Annotated in this window: 16 protein-coding genes and 2 tRNA genes; 7 read left to right on the top strand and 11 right to left on the bottom strand. The window is 57.6% G+C overall.

From position 1 onward, the window contains the following. Positions 1-15: 15 nt before the first annotated feature. The 4 genes from WMO45_RS06870 to WMO45_RS06855 form a co-directional block, all read right to left on the bottom strand. Complete coding sequence (locus WMO45_RS06870; protein ID WP_349139827.1) at positions 16-2,250, bottom strand: S-layer homology domain-containing protein; 2,235 nt, start codon at positions 2,248-2,250, stop codon at positions 16-18. A 131-nt stretch (positions 2,251-2,381) separates the two neighbouring features. Further along, positions 2,382-4,892, bottom strand: a complete 2,511-nt coding sequence (locus WMO45_RS06865) for a heavy metal translocating P-type ATPase (RefSeq protein WP_349139825.1) — start codon at positions 4,890-4,892, stop codon at positions 2,382-2,384. A 27-nt stretch (positions 4,893-4,919) separates the two neighbouring features. Continuing rightward, positions 4,920-5,183 carry a metal-sensing transcriptional repressor gene (locus tag WMO45_RS06860; RefSeq protein WP_349139824.1) on the bottom strand — a complete coding sequence of 88 codons (264 nt, stop codon included), beginning with the start codon at positions 5,181-5,183 and terminating at the stop codon, positions 4,920-4,922. An 84-nt stretch (positions 5,184-5,267) separates the two neighbouring features. Continuing rightward, positions 5,268-5,471, bottom strand: coding sequence for a DUF378 domain-containing protein (locus tag WMO45_RS06855; RefSeq protein WP_349139823.1), 204 nt, complete (start codon positions 5,469-5,471; stop codon positions 5,268-5,270). Positions 5,472-5,621: 150 nt separating this feature from the next. Here WMO45_RS06855 and WMO45_RS06850 point away from each other — a divergent pair, with 150 nt between their 5' ends. Further along, positions 5,622-6,992 carry an MATE family efflux transporter gene (locus WMO45_RS06850; protein ID WP_349139822.1) on the top strand — a complete coding sequence of 457 codons (1,371 nt, stop codon included), beginning with the start codon at positions 5,622-5,624 and terminating at the stop codon, positions 6,990-6,992. A 42-nt stretch (positions 6,993-7,034) separates the two neighbouring features. On the opposite strand, the gene WMO45_RS06845 is transcribed toward WMO45_RS06850, so the two are convergent. From WMO45_RS06845 to WMO45_RS06835, 3 genes are read right to left on the bottom strand one after another with little or no spacing between them, the layout of a single operon-like run. Beyond that, the gene (locus tag WMO45_RS06845) at positions 7,035-7,976 is read right to left on the bottom strand and encodes an ABC transporter permease (RefSeq protein WP_349139821.1); all 942 of its coding nucleotides are present in this window, start codon (positions 7,974-7,976) and stop codon (positions 7,035-7,037) included. Continuing rightward, a complete protein-coding gene (locus WMO45_RS06840) occupies positions 7,976-9,127 on the bottom strand; it encodes an ABC transporter permease (protein WP_349139820.1) in 1,152 nt (383 codons plus the stop codon). Before WMO45_RS06840 ends, WMO45_RS06845 begins: the two co-directional genes overlap by 1 nt. Then, positions 9,124-10,638 (bottom strand): ABC transporter ATP-binding protein, encoded by a 1,515-nt coding sequence (locus WMO45_RS06835; protein ID WP_349140001.1) that lies wholly within the window; start codon positions 10,636-10,638, stop codon positions 9,124-9,126. The genes WMO45_RS06840 and WMO45_RS06835 overlap by 4 nt, the downstream gene beginning before the upstream one ends. 195 nt (positions 10,639-10,833) lie before the next feature. Here WMO45_RS06835 and WMO45_RS06830 point away from each other — a divergent pair, with 195 nt between their 5' ends. Then, the gene (locus WMO45_RS06830; RefSeq protein ID WP_349139819.1) at positions 10,834-11,466 is read left to right on the top strand and encodes a YesL family protein; all 633 of its coding nucleotides are present in this window, start codon (positions 10,834-10,836) and stop codon (positions 11,464-11,466) included. Between the two features lie 87 nt (positions 11,467-11,553). Here WMO45_RS06830 and WMO45_RS06825 read toward each other — a convergent pair. After that, positions 11,554-11,629: transfer RNA gene (locus tag WMO45_RS06825), tRNA-Ala, on the bottom strand. A gap of 546 nt (positions 11,630-12,175) precedes the next feature. Between WMO45_RS06825 and WMO45_RS06820 the strand changes: the two genes are divergently transcribed. Further along, positions 12,176-12,251 (top strand) — tRNA-Ala (locus WMO45_RS06820). 116 nt (positions 12,252-12,367) lie between these two features. On the opposite strand, the gene WMO45_RS06815 is transcribed toward WMO45_RS06820, so the two are convergent. From WMO45_RS06815 to WMO45_RS06805, 3 genes are all read right to left on the bottom strand, one after another. After that, positions 12,368-12,793, bottom strand: a complete 426-nt coding sequence (locus tag WMO45_RS06815) for a helix-turn-helix domain-containing protein (RefSeq protein WP_349139818.1) — start codon at positions 12,791-12,793, stop codon at positions 12,368-12,370. 117 nt (positions 12,794-12,910) lie between these two features. Beyond that, on the bottom strand, positions 12,911-15,109 hold the full coding sequence (locus tag WMO45_RS06810; RefSeq protein ID WP_349139817.1) for an S-layer homology domain-containing protein: 2,199 nt from the start codon (positions 15,107-15,109) through the stop codon (positions 12,911-12,913). Between the two features lie 67 nt (positions 15,110-15,176). Continuing rightward, entirely contained in the window at positions 15,177-16,307 is a 1,131-nt protein-coding gene (locus WMO45_RS06805; protein WP_349139816.1) for an S-layer homology domain-containing protein, read from the bottom strand. Between the two features lie 169 nt (positions 16,308-16,476). On the opposite strand from WMO45_RS06805, the gene WMO45_RS06800 reads away from it, so the two are divergent. From WMO45_RS06800 to WMO45_RS06785, 4 genes are read left to right on the top strand one after another with little or no spacing between them, the layout of a single operon-like run. Continuing rightward, the gene (locus WMO45_RS06800; protein ID WP_349139815.1) at positions 16,477-17,178 is read left to right on the top strand and encodes a serine/threonine protein kinase; all 702 of its coding nucleotides are present in this window, start codon (positions 16,477-16,479) and stop codon (positions 17,176-17,178) included. A 1-nt stretch (position 17,179) separates the two neighbouring features. Beyond that, positions 17,180-18,439, top strand: a complete 1,260-nt coding sequence (locus WMO45_RS06795) for a zinc ribbon domain-containing protein (protein ID WP_349139814.1) — start codon at positions 17,180-17,182, stop codon at positions 18,437-18,439. Between the two features lie 14 nt (positions 18,440-18,453). Continuing rightward, positions 18,454-19,377: a zinc ribbon domain-containing protein gene (locus WMO45_RS06790; protein WP_349139813.1), complete on the top strand. Its 924-nt coding sequence runs from the start codon at positions 18,454-18,456 to the stop codon at positions 19,375-19,377. 3 nt (positions 19,378-19,380) lie between these two features. Next, positions 19,381-20,616, top strand: a complete 1,236-nt coding sequence (locus WMO45_RS06785) for a hypothetical protein (RefSeq protein ID WP_349139812.1) — start codon at positions 19,381-19,383, stop codon at positions 20,614-20,616. Positions 20,617-20,632 lie beyond the last annotated feature (16 nt).

The following is a 20,632-nucleotide window of genomic DNA, read 5'->3' as shown; positions in this document are numbered from 1 at the left end:
GGCGCTCGCCGCATATTATTTCAGGTCGCTCTCCTGCTCCAGGCCGTCGTCGGTCGTAATGGTATAACCGCTCAGATCAATCTGGAAGGTATAGGTGGCCACCACATTGTCCTGGGTGCCGTCGTTGTCAATGAAGTAGAGGGTGTACTCATACACACCGCCGTCCTTCATCACATAGGTCCCCTCAGCCTGCTCGGCAAACACGGCGCCCCACTTGAAGTAGTAGTTCTCGCCGTCCTTGGTCCACCAGCCGCCGCCGGACTCCGCCTCGGTCTCGCTGGAGATGGCCCAGGTATTCAGCTTGCCGCCGTTGATGCTGCGGGCAATCTTGTCAAAGCTCAGAACGCCGTCGCCCAGGGTCTGGGGTACGGAGTAGTACACCGTGTACTCACCGCCGCCGCCCATGCCGGCGACCTGCTCCTGGCTGAGGCTGCCGCTGCCGCCGTTCTGAACCAGAGCGGTGCTGCCGTCAAAGCTCAGGCCCTCAGCGGTGGAGCTCACGCCGTCGGGCAGCTCATGGGTGGATACCGTCACGCCGGACAGCTCCACCACAGGCGTCTGCACCCCGGACAGGTCCACAACATACTGCACCGCCTCCTGGCCGTCCCACTGCAGGGTAATGTGGGTCTTGGGGGCAATGGAAGAGGCATTGATAAAGAACACCGCGTACTTGCCCTCACCAATGGCAGGGTCCTCCGTCACAGCCGTGCTCTGAGAGGCAGAGGGGTTGGCTTCGGTACCAAAGTAGTAGTGGAAGGTGCCGCCCTCATAGCCTTCGGGAGCGGCAAACGCCACGCCCACCCAGGCGCCCTTGCCGGCGCCCTCGCTCTGATGGATGGGTACCACGCCGTCCGTGGTCAGCGCCACACGGACAAAGTCCTCGTCCTTGTGCTTGGTGGCCTCCAGGCTCACGTTGGGCATCTCCAGCTCCTCGGCATCCTGGTCCACAGGGCGCACGGCCAGCACGCCGTCCACCTTCTCCACATCGCCGGAACCGCCGTCGGAATCCCCGTCACCGGAACCATCGCTGCCGGAGCCGCCGTTGTCGGAGTCCTCATTGTCAGAGCCGCCGGAACCGCCGTTGCTGCCGCCGTTGCCGGGCTTCTCCGTCTCGCCGGAGCCGCTGTCCTCGGTACCAGAGACCTGGTTGCCCGCACTGTCGGTGGGAGGCGCCGCATCCTCGGCCACCTCCACATGAACGGGCTGCTTGCCGTCCAGGATCACGTTGTCCGCCTGGACCTGAGCGGTGGTGATGACGCCCTGGTTGTCCACCTTCACGGCAGCGCGGGCCGTGAGGGTGTCCACCGAAGCGCCGGACGCCACAGCCACGGCATTCTCATCGCCGTCCACCGTCAGCTGGGCCACCCGAGTACCCTTCCCCAGGTTCAGGCGGTTCTTCTCACCGGTGAGAGCCAGCTCACCGGCCACCTCGGAACCGCTCACAGACAGGCTGGAACCGCTGGCAGAGACCAGCAGATCCCCCTCCAGCTGACTGTCCTTTACGTCCAGGTTGGCCTCGCCGGCCTTGGGCGCCAGGATCAGATTGCCGGACACGGCAGCGCCGTCCACGGTCACGTTGTCGGCGGCCACCAGCAGGATGCCGTCCACATCCCCGCTGACAATCGTCCCTTCCTCCGTCACATACTCGGCCACGGAGTTATTCAGAATGGTCACCACAGAGCCGCGGGTAATGCTGGCATCCAGCGCCAGCTGGCCATTGCCAACGCCCTGGATGATGCCGGCCTTGGCCATGGCATCGATGTAGCCGGCGGACCAGTCCGCCGCGGCGTCACCGTCCACAAACTGATCCAGATCCGGATTCTCCGTGGGGCGGATACCCAGGGCACGGGCAAAGAGCACGGTGCCCCGCTCCCGGTTCATGGGCTCCTCGGCGTTGCAGTTGACACCGTCGCCCTTCAGAATGCCGGCGGCAGTGAGCTGGAGAATGTAGGGGGCGTACCATTCGTCTCCCTTCAGGTCGGCATAGGGATTGGCTACCGTCTCCTGATACCCCATGGTGCGGCTGAGCAGAGCGGCAAATTCGCCCACAGTCATGTCGGCGTCGGGGCGCATTCCCCGGTCATCTCCCTCAACTACGCCGTAGGCGTACCAGCGCTCAAAGGCGCTCTGGCTCCAATGGCCGTCCAGCTCCGGCAGAGAACCGGCGGAGGAATCGGCCGCCGAAACCGGCATAGCAGTCATAGAGGCCGTCAAGGCCAATGATAACAAGGCGGCAGGAATTTTTCGCATATTGATACTCCTTTTTGGGAATGTCCCGGCATAAAAAAAGGGGGCCGGACGGCCCCCTCTTCCTACAGCACGGGCAGTGCTGTTATCATACTAAAACACTATTCATTTTTCAAATCAAAAATTCTGGTAATTCAGTGGATCTCCACCACTTCATACCCTGCATCGGTCACCGCCTGGCGCAGTACCTCGTCGGACACATCCCGGCTCAGGGTCAGCGTGGCGGTCTTTGCCGCCAGGTCCACCTTGGCCTCCACACCGTCGATGGCGTTGAGAGCCTTTTCCACATGCGCCTGGCAATGTGCGCACATCATACCATTGATTACCATGGTCTTGTTCATAGGATTGCTTCCTTTCTGTGTCGGTTCTGTATTTTGTGCAGGCTGCCCCTCCGCCCGGAACAGGCGCAGGCGCAGCGCATTGGTTACCACACACACCGAGGACAGGCTCATAGCCGCCGCGGCAAACATGGGGGAAAGCTGGATGTGGAACAGCGGATACCACACACCGGCCGCCAGGGGAATCCCGATGACGTTGTAAATAAAGGCCCAGAATAGGTTTTCCTTGATGTTGCGGATCACTTTTTTGGAAAGTTTGATGGCTGTCACCGCATCCATCAGATCGCTCTTCATCAGGACTACGTCGGCCGACTCAATGGCCACATCGGTACCGGCTCCAATGGCGATGCCCACATCGGCCCGGGCCAATGCCGGGGCGTCATTGATACCATCCCCCACCATCGCCACCCGCTGGCCGCCGGCCTGAAGGGCTGCCACCGTCTTTTCCTTATCCTGCGGCAGCACCTCGGCCACCACCTGGTCCACGCCCACAGTCCGCCCCACCGCTTCGGCGGTACGCTGGTTGTCGCCGGTGAGCATGACCACCCGGATGCCCAATTCTTTGAAGGCCTGCACAGCGGCGGCACTGGTCGGTTTGGGCGTGTCGGCCGCTGCTACGATGCCCAGGAGCTTGCCATCTTCGGCAAAGTACAGCGGCGTCTTGCCCTCCCGGGCCAGTTCCTCCGCCGCACCGGCAAAGCCGTCCAGCGGAATGCCCCGCTCCTCCAGCATGGCCCGATTGCCTGCCAGCACCTCCACCCCGTGGAGCTGCCCGCAGATCCCACGCCCCGGTGTGGCCTGAAACTGCTCCACCGGGACCAACGGGATGTTGCGCGCCTCCGCCTCGCTCACCACAGCGTCGGCCAGTGGGTGTTCCGAAGGCTTTTCCAGTGAGGCGGCCACACACAGCAGCTCTTCTTCCGTCACGCCGTCGGCCGGCAGGCAGTCGGTCACAGAAGGCTTGCCCCGGGTGAGGGTCCCCGTTTTGTCCAGCACCACCGTACGCACGGTGTGCAGTGTCTCCAGCGCCTCGGCCGACTTGATGAGGATGCCGTATTCCGCTCCCTTGCCGGTGCCCACCATAATGGCCACTGGAGTGGCCAGCCCCAGTGCACAGGGGCAGGAGATGACCAGTACGGACACTCCGGCGGTGAGAGCCTGCTCCACCGACCCGGTCAGCAGGAGCCATACCACCGCCGTGACGGCGGCAATACCGATGACCGCCGGAACAAAAATCCCCGCCACCCGGTCGGCCAGCTTGGCAATGGGTGCTTTGGATGCAGCCGCCTCTTCCACCAGGCGGATCATCTGGGCCAGGGTCGTGTCCTCGCCCACCCGCAGGGCGCGGAAGGTAAACGACCCGGACTGATTGATGGAGGCCGCAGCCACCCGGTCCCCCGGTCCCTTTTCCACCGGCAGGCTCTCGCCGGTCAGCGCCGACTCGTCCACCGACGAGCGGCCCTCCACTACCACACCGTCCACCGGGATACGTCCGCCGGGCCGCACCACCACCTGGTCATTGACCACCACGTCCTCCACCGGTATCTCGACCTCGCGGCCGTCCCGCAGTACCATGGCCGTCTTGGGCGCCAGGTCCATGAGCCGTGTGATGGCCTGGCCGGTCTTGCCCTTGGAGCGTGTCTCCAGGTACTTGCCCAAGGTGATCAGGGTAAGGATCATGCCCGCGGACTCAAAATACAGGTCCATGGACCAGCGCTCCACCCGCACCATATCCCCATGGCCCAACCCCCATGCGATCTGGAACAGGGCGGCTACACCATAGAGCATGGCCGCGGCTGATCCTATGGCAATGAGGGAGTCCATATTGGGCGCACCGTGGAACAGGGAGCGAAAGCCCTTTTTGTAATAGACGTCATTGAGGTACAAAATGGGCAGCGTCAACAAAAACTGGATCAGCGCCACCACGAATCCGTTGCCCGGGTCATGGAAAAAAGCGGGCAGCGGCCAGCCCATCATATGCCCCATGGCAATGTAAAACAGTGGAATCAGGAAGACCAGAGAGAGTAAAAAGCGGCGCTTCATTCCCTCGGCCTGCTCCTCCATGGCGGTCTCTTTCTTTTGAGGTGCTGCCGTCTTCTGCTGCGGTAAAGCCGCGCCATACCCTGCTTTCTCCACCGCCTGGATGATCTGCTGGGGACCAGTCTGCCCGTCGTATTCCACCAGCATGGAGCCGCCCAGCAGATTGACACTGACGTCCTCCACGCCCTCTACGCCGCGCACTGCCTTCTCCACATGGGCCGAACAGGCCGCACACGTCATACCGGTCACATCAAACTTCTGTTTCATACGGTTCTTCTTTCTAATCGCGGGACGTCACTTCAAAATGCGCCCCAGTGTGGTCACAAACTCATCGATCTTCTGCCCGCGCTCCTCCTCGGTCGCCGCCTGCTGCACGCAGTGCTTCAGGTGGGCCGCCAGGATCTCCTTGTTGGCGCGGTTAAGAATGGCCTCCGTGGCCATCAGCTGCTGCGAAATGTCAATGCAGTAGCGGTCCTCCTCTACCATCTTCAGGATTCCGTCGATCTGTCCCCGGGCCGTCCGAAGCAGGCGGAGGATCTTTTTCTCGTCTGCCATCATCGCGTCATAACACCCCCCTGGGGTGTAGTATATGTCAGATCATAAAAAAAGTCAAGGCCCTCTGAAAACGAGGGCCTTGACCGGTCACTCCTTGGGACGCAGGTCCCGGAAGAGAAGCGTGATACACCACAGGGCCGCCAGACCCACCAGTGTATAAATCACGCGGCTGAACGCGCTGGTCTGACCGCCAAAGAGGGCGGCCACGATATCAAAGCGGAAAATGCCGATGCTGCCCCAGTTGAGTCCACCGATGATGGCCAGTACCAGGGCGATTTTATCCAGAATCATGGGATCTACTGCCTCCTCACGTTGAGATACCGTGTCTAGTATGAATCAGCCCGGCTCGTTTTATACCACTTTTGTATAAAATGGCGGTTTGCTTTTTTCCATCAGAGTAGTAGAATAGGTAGCATCGTTTTTGGAAAGGGGCTGAGTCAGATGCCGGATGAAACCTGCACACAAGTCAAACCACTGTTTTCCCGTGACGCGCTGTTCCGGCTTATTCTGCCGCTGATCATTGAACAATTTTTGCTGATGACCGTCGGCATGGCAGACACCGTCATGGTCACCACAGCGGGTGAGGCCGCCGTATCCGGTGTTTCGCTGGTGGATAACATCAATACGCTGATCATCCAAGTCTTTTCCGCCCTGTCTACCGGCGGTGCGGTGGTGGTATCCCAGTATCTGGGCCGGCGGGACACAGAAAATGCCGGTACCGCCTCCAAACAGCTGCTGTACGCCATGTGTACCGCCTCTCTGCTGCTGATGGGCGTGGCGCTGCTCTTCCGGCAGCATATCCTGTCGCTTATCTTTGGGCGCGTGGAGGCCGATGTCATGTCCAGCGCCCTGATCTATTTTCTCCTCACTGCCGCAGCCTATCCATTTATGGGCATCTACAACGCCGGCGCCGCGCTGTTTCGGGCCATGGGCAACAGCAAGGTCTCCATGTTCTGCTCCCTGATCGTCAATCTCATCAACATCTCGGTCAACGCCATTTTGATCTATGGTTTTGACATGGGGGCCGCCGGAGCGGGGATCGGCACACTGGTTTCCCGCATCGCTGCTTCGGTCATCATTATGGTCCTGCTGCGTCATCCGGAGCATCCGGTACGCATGACCGGGTTGTTCCATGTACGCTTTCAGGGAGAGATGATCCGGCGGATTCTCTTCATCGGCATCCCAAACGGTCTGGAAAACGGCATGTTCCAGGCGGGAAAGCTGATGGTGCTCAATCTCATTACCACCTTTGGCACCTCGGCTGTGGCCGCCAACGCCATCTCCAACAGCATTGCCGGTGTGGTCAATGTCCCGGGGCAGGCGCTGGGGCTGGCTATGATCACCGTCATCGGCCAGTGCATGGGTGCCGGAGAGATCCGGCAGGCACAGCGCTACACCAAACAGCTGGTAGCTGTCAGCTACGCCTGTATGGCGGTAATGAGCGCTGCCCTGCTGGTATTTACCGATCCTCTTGTGACGTTGTTCCACCTCAGTCCCGCGGCCACCGAAATGGCGGCACAGGTGCTCCGTCTATGCGCCGTGGGCAATATTCTGTTCTGGCCCATGTCCTTTACCCTGCCAAACTCTCTGCGGGCAGCAGGGGACGCAGTCTTTACCATGGCGGTCTCCCTCATCTCCATGTTCGCCTGCCGGGTGGCTCTGAGCTATGTGTTGGCCTGCGCCTGGGGCTTGAACCTGGGTCTGCTGGGGATCTGGGCAGCTATGGTGGCCGACTGGGTCGTACGTGCAATCTGCTTTCTCATCCGCTATCGGCAGGGAAAATGGAAAACGCTCCGGGTCATCGGATCATAAAAAAACGGTGTGCTTCCCGTTTGGAAGCACACCGTTTTTTTGTTACCGCTGTCCCTTGTCGTAGGGAATACCTTCCGCCTTGGGTGCGCGGGACTTGCTGGAAGTAAAGGCCAGCACCACCAGAGAGATAAGGTAGGGCAGCAGATTGTAGAAGGTACTGGGCAGGTTCAGACTGGCCAGCACATCAAATCCGGCGTAGACATTGGACAGCGCCCGGAACAGGCCGAACAGCAGCGCTGCCAGCGCAATGCGCACCGGCTTCCACTGCCCAAAGATCATGACGGCCAGGGCCAAGAAGCCAAATCCAGCCACTCCGTTTTCAAATTTCCACTCGCTGACGCCGGCCGTAATATAAACGATGCCGCCCAGGCCGCCCAGCGCGCCTGAGATGAGCACGCCGGCATAACGCATTTTGTATACGTTGATGCCCACCGAATCCGCCGCCTGGGGATGCTCTCCACAGGCCATCAAACGCAGGCCGAAACGGGTCTTGTACAGGGTGATATAGGACAGGATGAGGGCCAGCACCGCCATTGCCATAAACCAGTTGTACTCAAACCCGCCGATGTTCACCAACAGCGCCTTCTTGGGCTCGATATACTGGATGATGGAGGAGACGTTACTGGAGTCGGCTGCGGTATTCATCGCCTTAACAAATACCGTGGCAGCCGCCAGGCCCAGCATATTCATAGCCGTCCCCACCAGGGTCTGATCAGCTTTAAAGTGGATGGCCGCCACCGCCAGCAACAGGGAGTAGACCATGCCCAGCAGCATGCTGCACAGGGTCACCAGCAGTACGATTCCAGCCGCCGGGGTATCGGCAGGCAAGAATTTCATCGTCAGCGCACCACCCAGCGCGCCCATAACCATGATGCCCTCCAGGCCGATGTTGATCACGCCTGAGCGCTCGGAAAAACATCCGCCCAGGGCCACCAGCAGCAAAACCGAGGCAAAGATCAGGGTGTATTGGATCAGCAGCAGCATTACTCCTCGCCCCCTTTCTCCGCTCCGGACACTCTGGCCGCTTCCAGTGCTTTCTCTTCTCTGCGGGCAATGCGCCGCTGCATGATCTGCTTAAAGAAGAGCACAAAGCCGCACAGATAAATAATCAGCGACGAGATCAGATCAGAAATCTGAGCAGAATACATGGTCTTGTCCACATAGGCGCCGCCGGCCGTAATGTGTTGGATAAAATAGGACGAGAAAATGGTCCCTATGGGATTGAGACCGCCCAGGAAGGCCGCTGCGATCCCGTTGAAGCCCATGTTGGGCACCGCCGCTTGGGTGCACTGCCACTGCTCAAACCCGGTCTGGTAGAGCATGGAGGCCCCCAGCCCAGCCAGACCGCCGGCGATGACCATGGTCAGGATGGTATTGCGCTTTTCCCGCATACCGCAGTACTGAGCGGCATACTTGTTGTAACCGGTAGCCTTGAGCTCATATCCCAGCTTGGTTTTCTCCAGCAGCACCCAGATGAGAATCGCCACCACCACACACAGCGGAATGGCAATGGTGACATACTGGTTGTTGCTGAACAACTTACCAAGTCCCAACCCGGGCAGCAGCGCCGAGGGATTGGTGCTGCTCAGAGTCAGGGTATACGGACTGGCGCTCTCCTTTACCCCGGTCAGCAATGTGTTGACCAGGTACAGGCTGATCCAGTTGAGCATGATGCAGGAAATAACCTCGTTGACGTTGCAGTAGGCCTTCAGCAGACCGGCCACCGCTCCCAATACCGCGCCAGCCGCCACTGCCGCCACCATGCACACATACCATGGCAAGCCCAAACCCAGCGCGCAATAGAGGCAGGCCCCCGCGCCCAGAACATACTGGCCGGCTGCGCCGATATTGAACAGCCCGACTTTATAGGCAAAGAGGATGGACAACCCGCACATCAGCAGCGGCGCCGTCTTGACCAGGGTATTGCCAAAATACTTCAGGGCCGCGGCGGGACTGGGGTAATAGAAAAAGTTTTTGATGATGGTCAGGATGGCCTCTCCGGCACCAGCTGGATTGATAAACAGCAAAACCACATACCCCACCAGCAGGCCGATGATGATACACAGCAGCGAAGACACCAGGGACTGGACCGCCTTGTTCTTCCAAAGGGATTCCCGTTTACGCTCTGGCTTCATTGGTCTCCTCCCTTCCGCTTGGCACCGGCCATATAGAGCCCCAGCTCTTCCACTGTAGTGGTCTTGGGGTCCAGTTCTCCCACGATCTCTCCCTCATAGAGGACGAGGATCCGGTCGGACAGGTTCATGACTTCGTCCAGTTCCAGCGAGACCAGCAGCACCGCCTTCCCCGCATCCCGCTGGGCCACGATCTGCCGGTGGATATACTCAATGGCACCTACATCCAAGCCGCGGGTCGGCTGAACCGCCACCAGTAATTCGGGTCCCTTATCGATCTCGCGGGCAATGATGGCCTTCTGCTGGTTACCACCCGACATGGAACGTGCGATGGTCACGGGTCCCTGCCCCGAACGAACGTCATACTGGTCGATCAGCCGCTGGGCATAGGCACGGATGGCCCCCCGCTTCAAAAAGCCTCCGCGGCTGACGAATTGGGGCTCGTAATAGCGTTGGAGCACCAGATTGTCCTCCAATGTGTAGTCCAGTACCAGCCCGTGCTTGTGCCGGTCCTCCGGAATGTGACTCATTCCGGCTTCCGACCGGTCGCGGATGTGGGCATGCGTGATGTCCCGGCCCTTGAGGGTGACGCTCCCGCTTTTAAGCCCCTCCAGGCCCGTCAGACCGTATACCAGCTCCGTCTGACCGTTGCCATCGATGCCCGCGATGCATACGATCTCTCCGGCCCGCACCTGGAAGCTCACGTTCCGTACGGCGTTGTTTGCATGCAGCTTGGAGGCCACTGTCATATTCTTTACATCCAGTACCACATCGCCCGGCTGGGCCTGCTGCTTTTCCACCGCAAACTCTACATCCCGACCCACCATCATCCGGGAAAGTTCCTCTTTGCTGGTGGAGGCGATCTCCACCGTACCGATGCACTTGCCCTTGCGCAGTACCGTACAGCGGTCCGCCACAGACATGATCTCATTGAGCTTATGGGTGATGAACAGAATGCTCTTTCCTTCCGCCTTTAGCCCACGCATGATCTCCATCAACTCGTCGATCTCCTGGGGTGTGAGTACTGCGGTGGGTTCGTCAAAAATCAGGATCTCGTTGTCCCGGTAGAGCATCTTCAGGATCTCCGTGCGCTGCTGCATACCTACGTTGATATCCTCTACCAGTGCGTCCGGGTCCACCTGCAATCCATACTGTTCGGACAGGGCAACCACCTTTTTGCGGGCTTCCTCTCTGCGCAGAAAACCGCCTTTGCAGGGTTCCACGCCAAGGATGATATTCTCCAGTACCGAGAATATCTCCACCAGTTTGAAGTGCTGGTGCACCATCCCGATCCCCAGAGCGTTTGCATCGTTGGGATCTTTGATGCGGACTTCCTTTCCGTCTTTCCGGATCGTTCCTTCTTCCGGCTGATACAGTCCAAACAGCACGCTCATCAGCGTAGACTTTCCCGCACCGTTTTCCCCCAGTAACGCATGGATCTCACCACGTCTGAGCTGGAGCGTGATATCATCGTTGGCGACTATACCTGGAAAGCGCTTCGTGATGTGGAGCATTTCAACGGCATACTGTTCCTCCAAGCGTAACGACCTCCCTTTTTTCGCCTCACACCGCGGCCACGGTGTCATACTGTGGTGTTTATTGTACTATAAATATGCTCATATTTCAAAACAAAATTAGTGCAATTGCTTTTTCTCCGGAAATCCGCTACAATGTGAGCAGATTCATTCCATGGGAGGAGAGATCCCAGTATGTTCCGTTCCTTCTTCAGTCCCGACAACGTACTGTTCCGCTTCCTGGACAAGCTGGTGGATTTGGTCATGCTCAGCATCTTCTGGCTCGCCTGCTGCGTTCCGCTGGTCACCATCGGCCCGGCCACCGCAGCACTCTACCGCACAGTCGTGCGCTGTCTGCGCCAGAATGCACTGAACAGTTGGGGCGTCTTCTTCCGCACCTTTCGGGATAATCTGCGGGTAGGAACTCTGGCCACCCTGCCGGTACTGGCCGTGGCCCTTCTGCTAGCTTTTCTCCATGGTCTCCTCTATCAGATTGCTGCTGTCAGCTTGACAGGTCAGATCCTCTACTATGCCTATTGTGTATTCCTGCTGCTCCCGATCGGTATGGCATGTTATCTCTTCCCGGTACTCTCTCAGTTTGCCTTCCAGGTCTCCAGCCTGTTGGTCACCTGTGCCAAACTGGCTATTGCTCATCTGCCTTTTACCCTTATGCTCGCCATAATCACTGTAATTTCCGTCTGGCTGTGTTCCGTTTTCTTCCCTCTGCTGATTCTTTTGCCCACAATCACAGCACTGCTGCACTCATTTATACTGGAACGCATCTTTGCTCCCTACTTACAGCAATCGGAAGATACAGACCCAGACTAAAAAACTGCGGAGCCACATATGGCTCCGCAGTTCTCATTCACAGACGATATTGCAAAAAGTCCTGAAGCCGTTTGACTTCAGGACTTTTGGTGGAGATAAGCGGGATCGAACCGCTGACCTCTTGAATGCCATTCAAGCGCTCTCCCAGCTGAGCTATACCCCCATATTTGTTTGTCGAACGATCGGGCCGACCGAACGAATTGTATTTTAGCACTCTGAAATCCATTTGTCAACAACTTTTTTCAAAAAAAGAAAATCTGATAGAAAGGTGTCAAATCAACTGCGCATGAACTGCTGCAGAGACCGTCATATCCGCTGTCATGTTTTCCTTAGAAGAACACGCCCAGTTCCTCTGGCGGCTCCTGACAGGGGGCACCAGGAACTGGATGAGCAATCTGTCTCATTGTCATTGTCCACATCAAAGTCCCGCTCAACTACTATAGCCCCGGTATCCAACTGCTGAACCTCTGTTCGGAGATTGACTATCTGTCCTACAAATTTCAATCCGGGCAATAAGCTTGCCGGTGTTGGGTACCGCACCGTCACCCTTCCACTACTTACTGCCTGACTTGGTACCTCTATTCTGAAGCCCGGTTTTCTCTGCGTTCCCACAAAATTTTCAAAAAATCAAAAAAAGTGTTGACAGCTTTCTTATGCTGTGCTAAAATACAATTCGTTCGGTCGGCCCGATCGTTCGACAAACAAATATGGGGGTATAGCTCAGCTGGGAGAGCGCTTGAATGGCATTCAAGAGGTCAGCGGTTCGATCCCGCTTATCTCCACCAAGAGGTCTGAAACATAAGTTTCAGACCTCTTTTGTTTAACTGTAATCCATTGATCTACTCTACAAAGAACAGCCCCCATTCTCGTCGAATGGGGGCTGTTTTTGTTTTCATCAAGACTAAAACAAGGTTTTTTCATTCTGGGCAAATAGATTATCATTGATCTCTGCCAACTCATTCTGGTGAAGGATACCATAACTGATGATAGCATCCCGTTTGTTTTTGGTATAGAGCTGGGCATATCCCGCCTGTTTGAGGAGCCGCTGAGTTTCCTCTAGCGAAGCGCTCAAGCCAACGCACAGGCAAATTAGGCGATCGCGCGAAGGATTGCGGCGGCCGGAAAAAACCTGGTGGAGATATACTTCGCTCATACCGGCTTTTCGGGCCAGTGCTGCTTTTGATAATGATTTGTGTTCATAAAGGGCGTTTAACAGTTCGGCAATGCTCAGGTCAGAAAAATAAGGGCTATTCTCCTTAATATAAGAGGTTAAGCTGGCCTGACTCATCAGTTCCTGTGTAAGGTCATTGGTATCTTTCTCTTTCATATACTGCCACCTTTCCATGGTGCCCGGCCCCTTATTGATTATAATATACTTTTCTTTTTCTGGAAGCAATGGGGGGAGCATAAGTGCTCCCCCCATCGTTTGGGCCGCAGGATTCGGTTACCACTCGTTGGAGGGCCGGATCTTGGAAATGATTACACCCACAGACGTGCCGGAAGAAGTGGGTGCAGAACTGACGCTCAGGCGGACCTCACGATAATTGCTCTCCCCGGAGGTGCCCTTGGTATAGGTGATCAGCGTACCGCCCAGATTCATAAGCTCGGTAAAACCGCACTCCTCCAGCGCCTGCATATAGGCATCCAGTTCCGATGTGGTCGCGGAGGCATACATATAACTCTCCACATTGGTCTTGGTGCTCACAGTAACACGGCTGCTGCTGGTAAACTGATCAAAGGTGGGGATACCGTCAAAGTTGTAGTACATCTCATAGCCATAGTCGGGCTCTTCCGTGCTGCCGCCGCCCTGACTGCCGGAATCGCCGGAGCTGGAGCTGCCGCCCTGACTGCCGGAGCCACCAGAACTGGAGCTGCCGCCGGAGCTGGAACCAGAACCAATATCGGCACTGCCCTTGCCGTAAATGGCCGCATCATTTCCGCCAGAATAGAACTCTACCCGGGCAGCGTTGTCCATCACATCATAATCCACGTGTACATCCACAAGGGTGTTGAAGGTCTGGTTGGGTACCACATCTTCGCTCACCAGCTGTTTTTCCAGCACGCGGCCGGAGGCATCATAGAAATAGATGTACATAAACACCGAATCGCTGGTAGACTTTCCCTGAATGCTCAGATCGCAGAAATATTTTCCAATGTTCGTCTTTTCAATATTGGTAAATACAAAGGAGTCAAATCCCATCTCCCGGTTATCGGAATAGCGGGAATCCCGGATCAGGAAGGGACCATATTCCTTATTGAGCAGCGTAGCGGCAAAGCCGGTCAGATCAGAAGCCGGGGATGTCGTGGACGTGGAAGAGCCTCCCTCAAAGCTTCCGGAGGGGTTGGAGCCTCCATTGCCATAAACCGCTTTGTCATTGCCGGCGGAGTAGATCTCCACCCGCACAGCCTGATCCATCACGTTCTTATCCACGTGTACATCTACCAGAGAGTTGAACGTCTGGTTGGGTACTACGTCTTCACTGACCAGTTCTTTGGACAGCACCCGTCCAGCGGCGTCATAAAAATAAATGTACATAAACACCGAATCATCGGTACAGGTGCCCTGGATGCTCAGGTCACAGAAGTACTTGTCAATGCTGGTTTCCTCAATTTTGGTAAACACAAAAGAGGTAAAGCGGGTGGTTCTTGGCGTGGAATACCGGTTGTCGGTAACGGTAAAGGGTCCCATCTCCAGACCCACCAGGTAATCGGCAAAGGAAGGGGCTTTTTCCACCTTCACGGTACAGCTTGCACTCTTGCCGTTGGCAGTGGACACCGTGATGGTGGCAGTGCCCTCAGATACACCGGTAACCGTCCCGTTCGATACCGTGGCCACCGCAGGTTTGGAACTCTTCCAGGTAAGGGTCTTATCGGTGACGCTGTCCGGAGTAATTGTGGCGGTCAGGCTGGCCGTCCCGCCCACTGCCAGGGTCAGGCTGCTCTTATTCAATGTAACACCAGTAGCCGCCGCTTCCAGTGTAAGCGTCTTGCGCAGAGACGGCACGGCCATGCGAGAGACAATGGCAGCCACCGAGGCCCGGTCAATGGTAGTCTCAGGAGCAAAGGTCCCGTATTTATCATTGCCGGTGAGTATTCCCGCACGGTACAGGGTGTAGATATCCGCGTAATTGGCCGATCCGGCGGCCACATCAGGGATCTGACCGTCCGATACGGTATTGATGGCCGTCAGTGCCTCGCTGGGCATGGACTTGGCCAGAATGGCCGCGCACTGCCGGCGGGTGGCATTGGCATTGTAATTGGTAAACTGCCCCTGGGTAATGATGCCGTTTTTCACCGCATAGTCCACATACACCTGATACCAGGGATTTCCCTGCTGGAACTCCGCCGTTCCGGTGGTGTAGATACTGTGCAGGCGGCAGGCCAGCGCCAGGACCGACCCTACGGTAATATTGCCGCTGGGCGAAAAAGTAGTAGCGCTGCTTCCCTTTACCAGATCCAATTCATAGGCTGTCTTTACGCTCTCCACATACCAGGCGCCGGATGCCACATCGGTAAACTTCCCGGCGGAATAGGTTTCCGTCTTCTTGAAGTTGGACAACCCCGCCCCGGCTGCCAGCGCGCCCGGCATCATTCCGCACACAAGCGCGCCAACTAACAGCAGGCCGACCAGTTTTCGTTTCATTTTTGATTCCTCCTCATGGCTGTGTTTCTGTTTCATACTTGATCACCGCTTTGATGAAAGCTGCGTCTTATAACTCTGAGAGGATCTGCTGGATCGTCTGCAGCTTTCCCTCCGCACTGGCCATTGCCTTATTTCCTTCCACCAGATGGAGTACCCAGTCAGATTCCGTGATATCCTCGCAGTCCAGCATGACCTGCCAGACTTCCTCCCGGGCAGCATGCGTCAACTCCTGCAAGGAGGTGTATCCACTCTCCGTGATGGGAATGGGATCCTGAAGATCCAAAATCTCCAGCGCGGAATCCAGCGAGAGGGCGGCAAGTCCCCCGCAGTTGGCCGCATTTTTCACGTTTAGCACCGCCAGACGGTCCCCCATGAAGTCATACTGATCCATCGTATATTCTCCATAGCCCTGTTGCCCTTGGTGCACATACTCCAGCGCATCTGCAACATATCCCATCACAGCGTTTCGATCCGCTTCCGAAAGTGTGGGAACCGGCGTCTCATCCGGCTGTTGAGCCGGCTGCTGGACCGTTACCCGCAGCGACGGAACCGCCATACGGGAGACGATGGCTGCCACTGAAGCCCGGTCAATGGTACTCCCCGGAGCAAAGGTCCCGGCACTGTCGCTGCCAGTCAGTACTCCCGCTCGGTAGAGGCGGTAGATCTCCTCCCATCCATTCGCACCCACAGATACATCCGGGATGCTGTTGTCCGGCACCTGGTTGATCTCCCCCAGTACAGATTCTGGCAGCGCATGGGCCAAAATACACGCAAACTCCTGGCGGGTAGCGTTGGCATTGTAGTCGGAGAACTGTCCCTGCGTGATGATGCCGTTTCTTATGGCATAGTCCACATAAACCTGATACCACGGGCTTCCCTGCTGAAAGGTACCACTTCCCGTGTAATAAATGCTGTGCAGCCGGCAGGCCAGCGCCAGCGCGGAGCCTACCGTAATGCTCCCCTCCGGAGAAAAGGTCCCAACACCGCTTCCCTTCACCAGTCCCAACTCATAGGCTGTTTCTACGCTCTGAGCATACCAGGCCCCCGCTGCCACATCCGTAAATAATCCAGCCTGGTAGACCTCCGATGTCTGAAAGTTTTCCATTCCCTCCGCCGCCAGAGCTGCCGGCGAGACAGCACCAAGACACATCCCACAGACCAGCACTGCCGCCAGCACAGATGTCCGTTTTCCTTTCATACTCTGCTTTTCCTCCCCTTCCGCGTCCGGAGATCCAATGCGCTATCTTCTCATACACATAATCTCCGCCGCTTTACTTTCTACTGGAATTCGTATATACTAAATCTACAATAATTTGTAGCATGATACAATATGCTCACTGCATAGGGTACAAGATTTTGGAGGAATCATGATCTACACCTGGCTGAACCAAATTCTGCAAACAGAGTATGAATCCTGCAGACTCATTAAGGAAAGTCCACGGGGAAGCGTACGGCTGATCCGCCACAAAGCCACTGCCAAAAAATTTATTCTCCGGCAATTCAACGGCAACTCTGAAGTGTATCAAAAGCTGCTGGACTACACCTGTCCCAACCTTCCCACCGTCTTTGAGGTGGCGACAGACGGAGCAAAAAACCTGGTCCTGGAAGAGTATATTCAAGGTGATACTCTGGACTTTTTGTTGAAAGAAGCCCTGTTCTCTCCAGACGAGACGCGGAAAATCGTCCTGCAGGTATGCCGTGCCCTGTGGGTACTTCATTCCATCGGCGCAGTGCACCGTGACGTGAAGCCGGAGAACATCATCCTCCGTGGCAGCGAGGCAGTGCTCATCGACTTTGACGCTGCCCGCCTTCACAAACCGGAACATGAAAACGACACTCAGATCCTGGGCACCACCGGCTACGCAGCCCCGGAGCAGTATGGGCTGTCCCAGTCCGACCTGCGCACCGACATCTACTCGGTAGGCATTCTCATCAACGTGATGCTTACCGGAGAGCACCCATCCAAGCATTTGGCGGATGGGCGAATGGGACGCATCGTGGACCGGTGTACCCATGTCAATCCACAGCGGCGGTACAAAAACGTACTGCGGCTGATGGAGGCTTTGTAACGTGAACGGCAAGACCAGACCCTGCCCCCATTGCGGCGTCTCCCTGCCGGAGGACGCCGCTTTTTGTCCGTTCTGCGCCGAGAGCATCCGGCACCGGCAATCGGTAAAGGTACCTTCCCACCTGTGGCGCAAATGGATGAAGCCCGCTGTGATCCTAGTGATGCTGATCCTGCTGGCGGCTGGGCTGTATCACCATTTCACCCCTCATGTGTATGACGCCTGGGGCGAACTGACCTATACTTTGGACGGCAACGACTACCACCTGGCCGTTACCTTCCGCAACGATCCCACCCCGGAGCGGTCATACACCGTTCAGGTGGAGACAGACGGGCGCTACGACCGGGACGCCAAGCTGTTTATTACCCATGTGAGCACCGGGGTGGACGCGGGACAAATGTTCAACCAGCAGATCGACTCCGCCTACGTTCAGGTGACCCAGCCATCGGACAGCCCCTCCCCCGTCACCTGGCTCCAGCCGGAGTATACCAGTGATCCCGCCACAGAGGGCCTGCTCCACTCCGTTCTCAATTTTACCGGAGAGAGCCAGGGTCCGGCGGAACTCGAGTGGCATATCAACATGAAAAACGGGGATACCATTATCCTGCGGCAGAAGCTGATATTTGAGGCGGTGGACAGCCTCCACTACTACCCGGAGGACTGGCCCATGGATACCATCGAAGCGCTTCAGGCTCTGGTGGATCAGATCCAGGCGGAGGTCCCCCTGCCCACGGTGGTGCATCTCCATCTGCCCCCGGTCACCTATGAGGGGGGCCTTACCATCGACAAGCGCACCGTCAACCTTTACGGCTCCCTTGGTGAGGACAACATGCGCACCACTTTTCTGGGGCCGGTGGTGTACAAGCCGGAAAAGGACCCCCAGGGATCGATCGAGTACATCGACTTCCGGGGCGGCGGCACCGGCACGGGCCTCACGGTGGAGGCCGACTGCCATGTGGAGGACTGCGGCTTCTCCGGCTGGGACGTGGGCCTGCTGGTAGGCGGGGAGGACTGGGCCGACCCGGTAGGCTGTCTCTTTGAGGACAACAGCGTGGGCTTCCGCTTCGACAGCGGCGGCAGCTATGTCAACGCCAACCTCTTTGAAGGCAACGCTTTCCTCCGCAACGGCACCGCCGTGGAACTGCTCCGGGTGCCCGGGGCCAAGACCCTCTATTTCGACGGCTGCCGGTTTGCGGGCAATGATGCCGATCTCTCCAACCCCGCCGACCACCCCATCAACATCTCCTATGCTACCTTTGAATGAAAGGGACGAACTCTATGGAACACAACTGCCCTCATTGCGGCGCACCTCTGCCTGAGGACGCCTCCTTCTGCCCCCACTGTACACAAAGCATCCGGGAACGCCAGCCGTTAAAAATCCCCTCCCACCTGTGGCGGAAGGGGCTGAAATGGGTGCTGGCACTGGTGCTGATCCTGGCTGTCGCCGGAGGACTTTACGCCCGGTTTGGGCGGGAAACTCCCTCTGCCGGCCTCCCCGCCGGGGACACCACGGCGGTGATCCTGGAGGAGGACGAAAACGGCATGGTCACCGTCACCCCCGACCTGCTGAGGGAGTATTTCCCCCTGCTGGCCGGGCTCAACTTCTCCACCACCTCCACCACCAGCGACAACATCGACGACTATCTGATGGAAAACCTCCAGCTGGCCAACTTAGTGGCCTCCCGGGGTTCCTACGGCACCGACGAGGAGCGGGGTATGTTCAACGCCCGCAGCTCCGGCACCCGCCTGTGCCTGCTGATGTTCGACCGCAACACCCACCTGATGGGCTATTTCATCGGGGAGCCCGTCCAGATCGAAGATGGAAAATGGCAGATCGATGTGGTATCCTGCGACTACGACTTTACGGAACTCTACGAAGAGCAGCTGGCCGCCTTCGAAGAAAACTGGGCGGCGGACTTCTCCACCTACATCCCGCCGGAGGAGATCGAAAGTTCCGGAGCAGTGTGGTTCCTGAACGGCTACAACACCGGAAAGGGCCCCGTGCTCCGGGAGGACGACGCCCAGATCTACCACCTGTGGGCTCTGCTCCACTCCCCGGAGCCGGAGCGCCAGTGCCGGGAGATCGAACGGCTGGAGGAATTCCTGCCCAACGAAGGTCGGTGGCGGTGCTACCTGCTGCTGGACAAGGACTATAACCTGCTTGGCTACACCATGCTGGACTATCAGGGCAACGGAGGATGACCGATGGAACACAAGTGCCCATGGTGCGGCGGGGATCTGCCCGAAAACGCCGCCTTCTGCCCCCACTGCGCAAAGTTTGTCCGTCCCCGGAAGGAGGCGGCAGTTCCCAGGCCCCGGCGAAAGCAGGTGCTGCTGGGCCTTTTGATTCTGGCGGTGTTCCTTGCTGTAGGTGCCGGACTGTGGCTGGTCTTTTCCCCAAAGACCTATGACGGCTACGGAGAGGTTCGCTACGGGGACTACCAAATCCTGCTGAGCCAGTCCTCCGACCGCTTCACCCCCTCCCCCACAGTTTCCGTTCAGGGGGAGCCGGAGGGCCAGTACCGGATGCCTGCCCGGCTGTTTGTCAACAGCAGCGATGGCCAGGACGCCTCGGAGGCCTTTCTGGCGGAGATGGAGGCGGTGTCGGCGGCCTTTACCGGCCAGGAGGACAGCCCCTCCCCCATGGTGTGCTCCCAGCCCGCCTACAATCCCGGCGTATCGGAGTGCCCACTTATCTCCCTCATTGACTATACCGGAGAGAGCGGCACGGCGGAGCTGGTGTGGACGTTCCAAATGAAAAACGGAGATACCATCCATCTCCGTCAGACCTATGAAATCATTCCCATCCCGGTGTACGACTACTACCCGGAGGAGTACCCCATGGACACTTCTGAGGAGCTTCAGGCCCTCATTGACAGCATTGGCACGCAGTTTGGAAACGACGAGGCCATCATCAATCTCCATCTGCCTCCCGTCACCTATGAGGATGGCATCACGCTCCAGGATCAGAGTATGAACCTGTACGGCTCCACCGACGCTGACGGGAACCGCACCACCTTCACCGGCCCCGTTCAGGTCCTGACCCATTACGGCGCCATCACCTATTTTTATGACATGGACTTTGTGGGCGACGGCAGCGGCAACGGTCTGTCCGGCTCCGCTTCCTTCCGGGCTACGGGCTGCACCTTCACCGGCTGGGATACCGGGGTGCTGGCCTACGGCACCAGCTGGGCCAACGTCATCGGCTGCTCCTTCCAGTACAACCGCATCGGCTTCCGCTTCGACAGCAGCGGCGAGTACGCCAACCACTCCATGTTCAACGATAACCAGTTTATCGGCAACGACGTGGGCGTGCAGCTGGACAACGTGCCTACCGACGTGAAGCTCAACTTCCAGGGCTCGGTGTTCCAGGGCAACCAGATGAGCATTGACAACCGCTGCAGCCAGCCCACGGATCTGTCCCAGGCCACCCTGGACTAACATAAGGAGAGATTAT

The sequence above is a fragment of the Flavonifractor hominis genome (assembly GCF_040095835.1).
Classification (GTDB): domain Bacteria; phylum Bacillota; class Clostridia; order Oscillospirales; family Oscillospiraceae; genus Flavonifractor; species Flavonifractor hominis.
The sequence above is the reverse complement of the archived record's forward strand: the minus strand, read 5'-3'. Positions and strand labels throughout refer to the sequence as shown.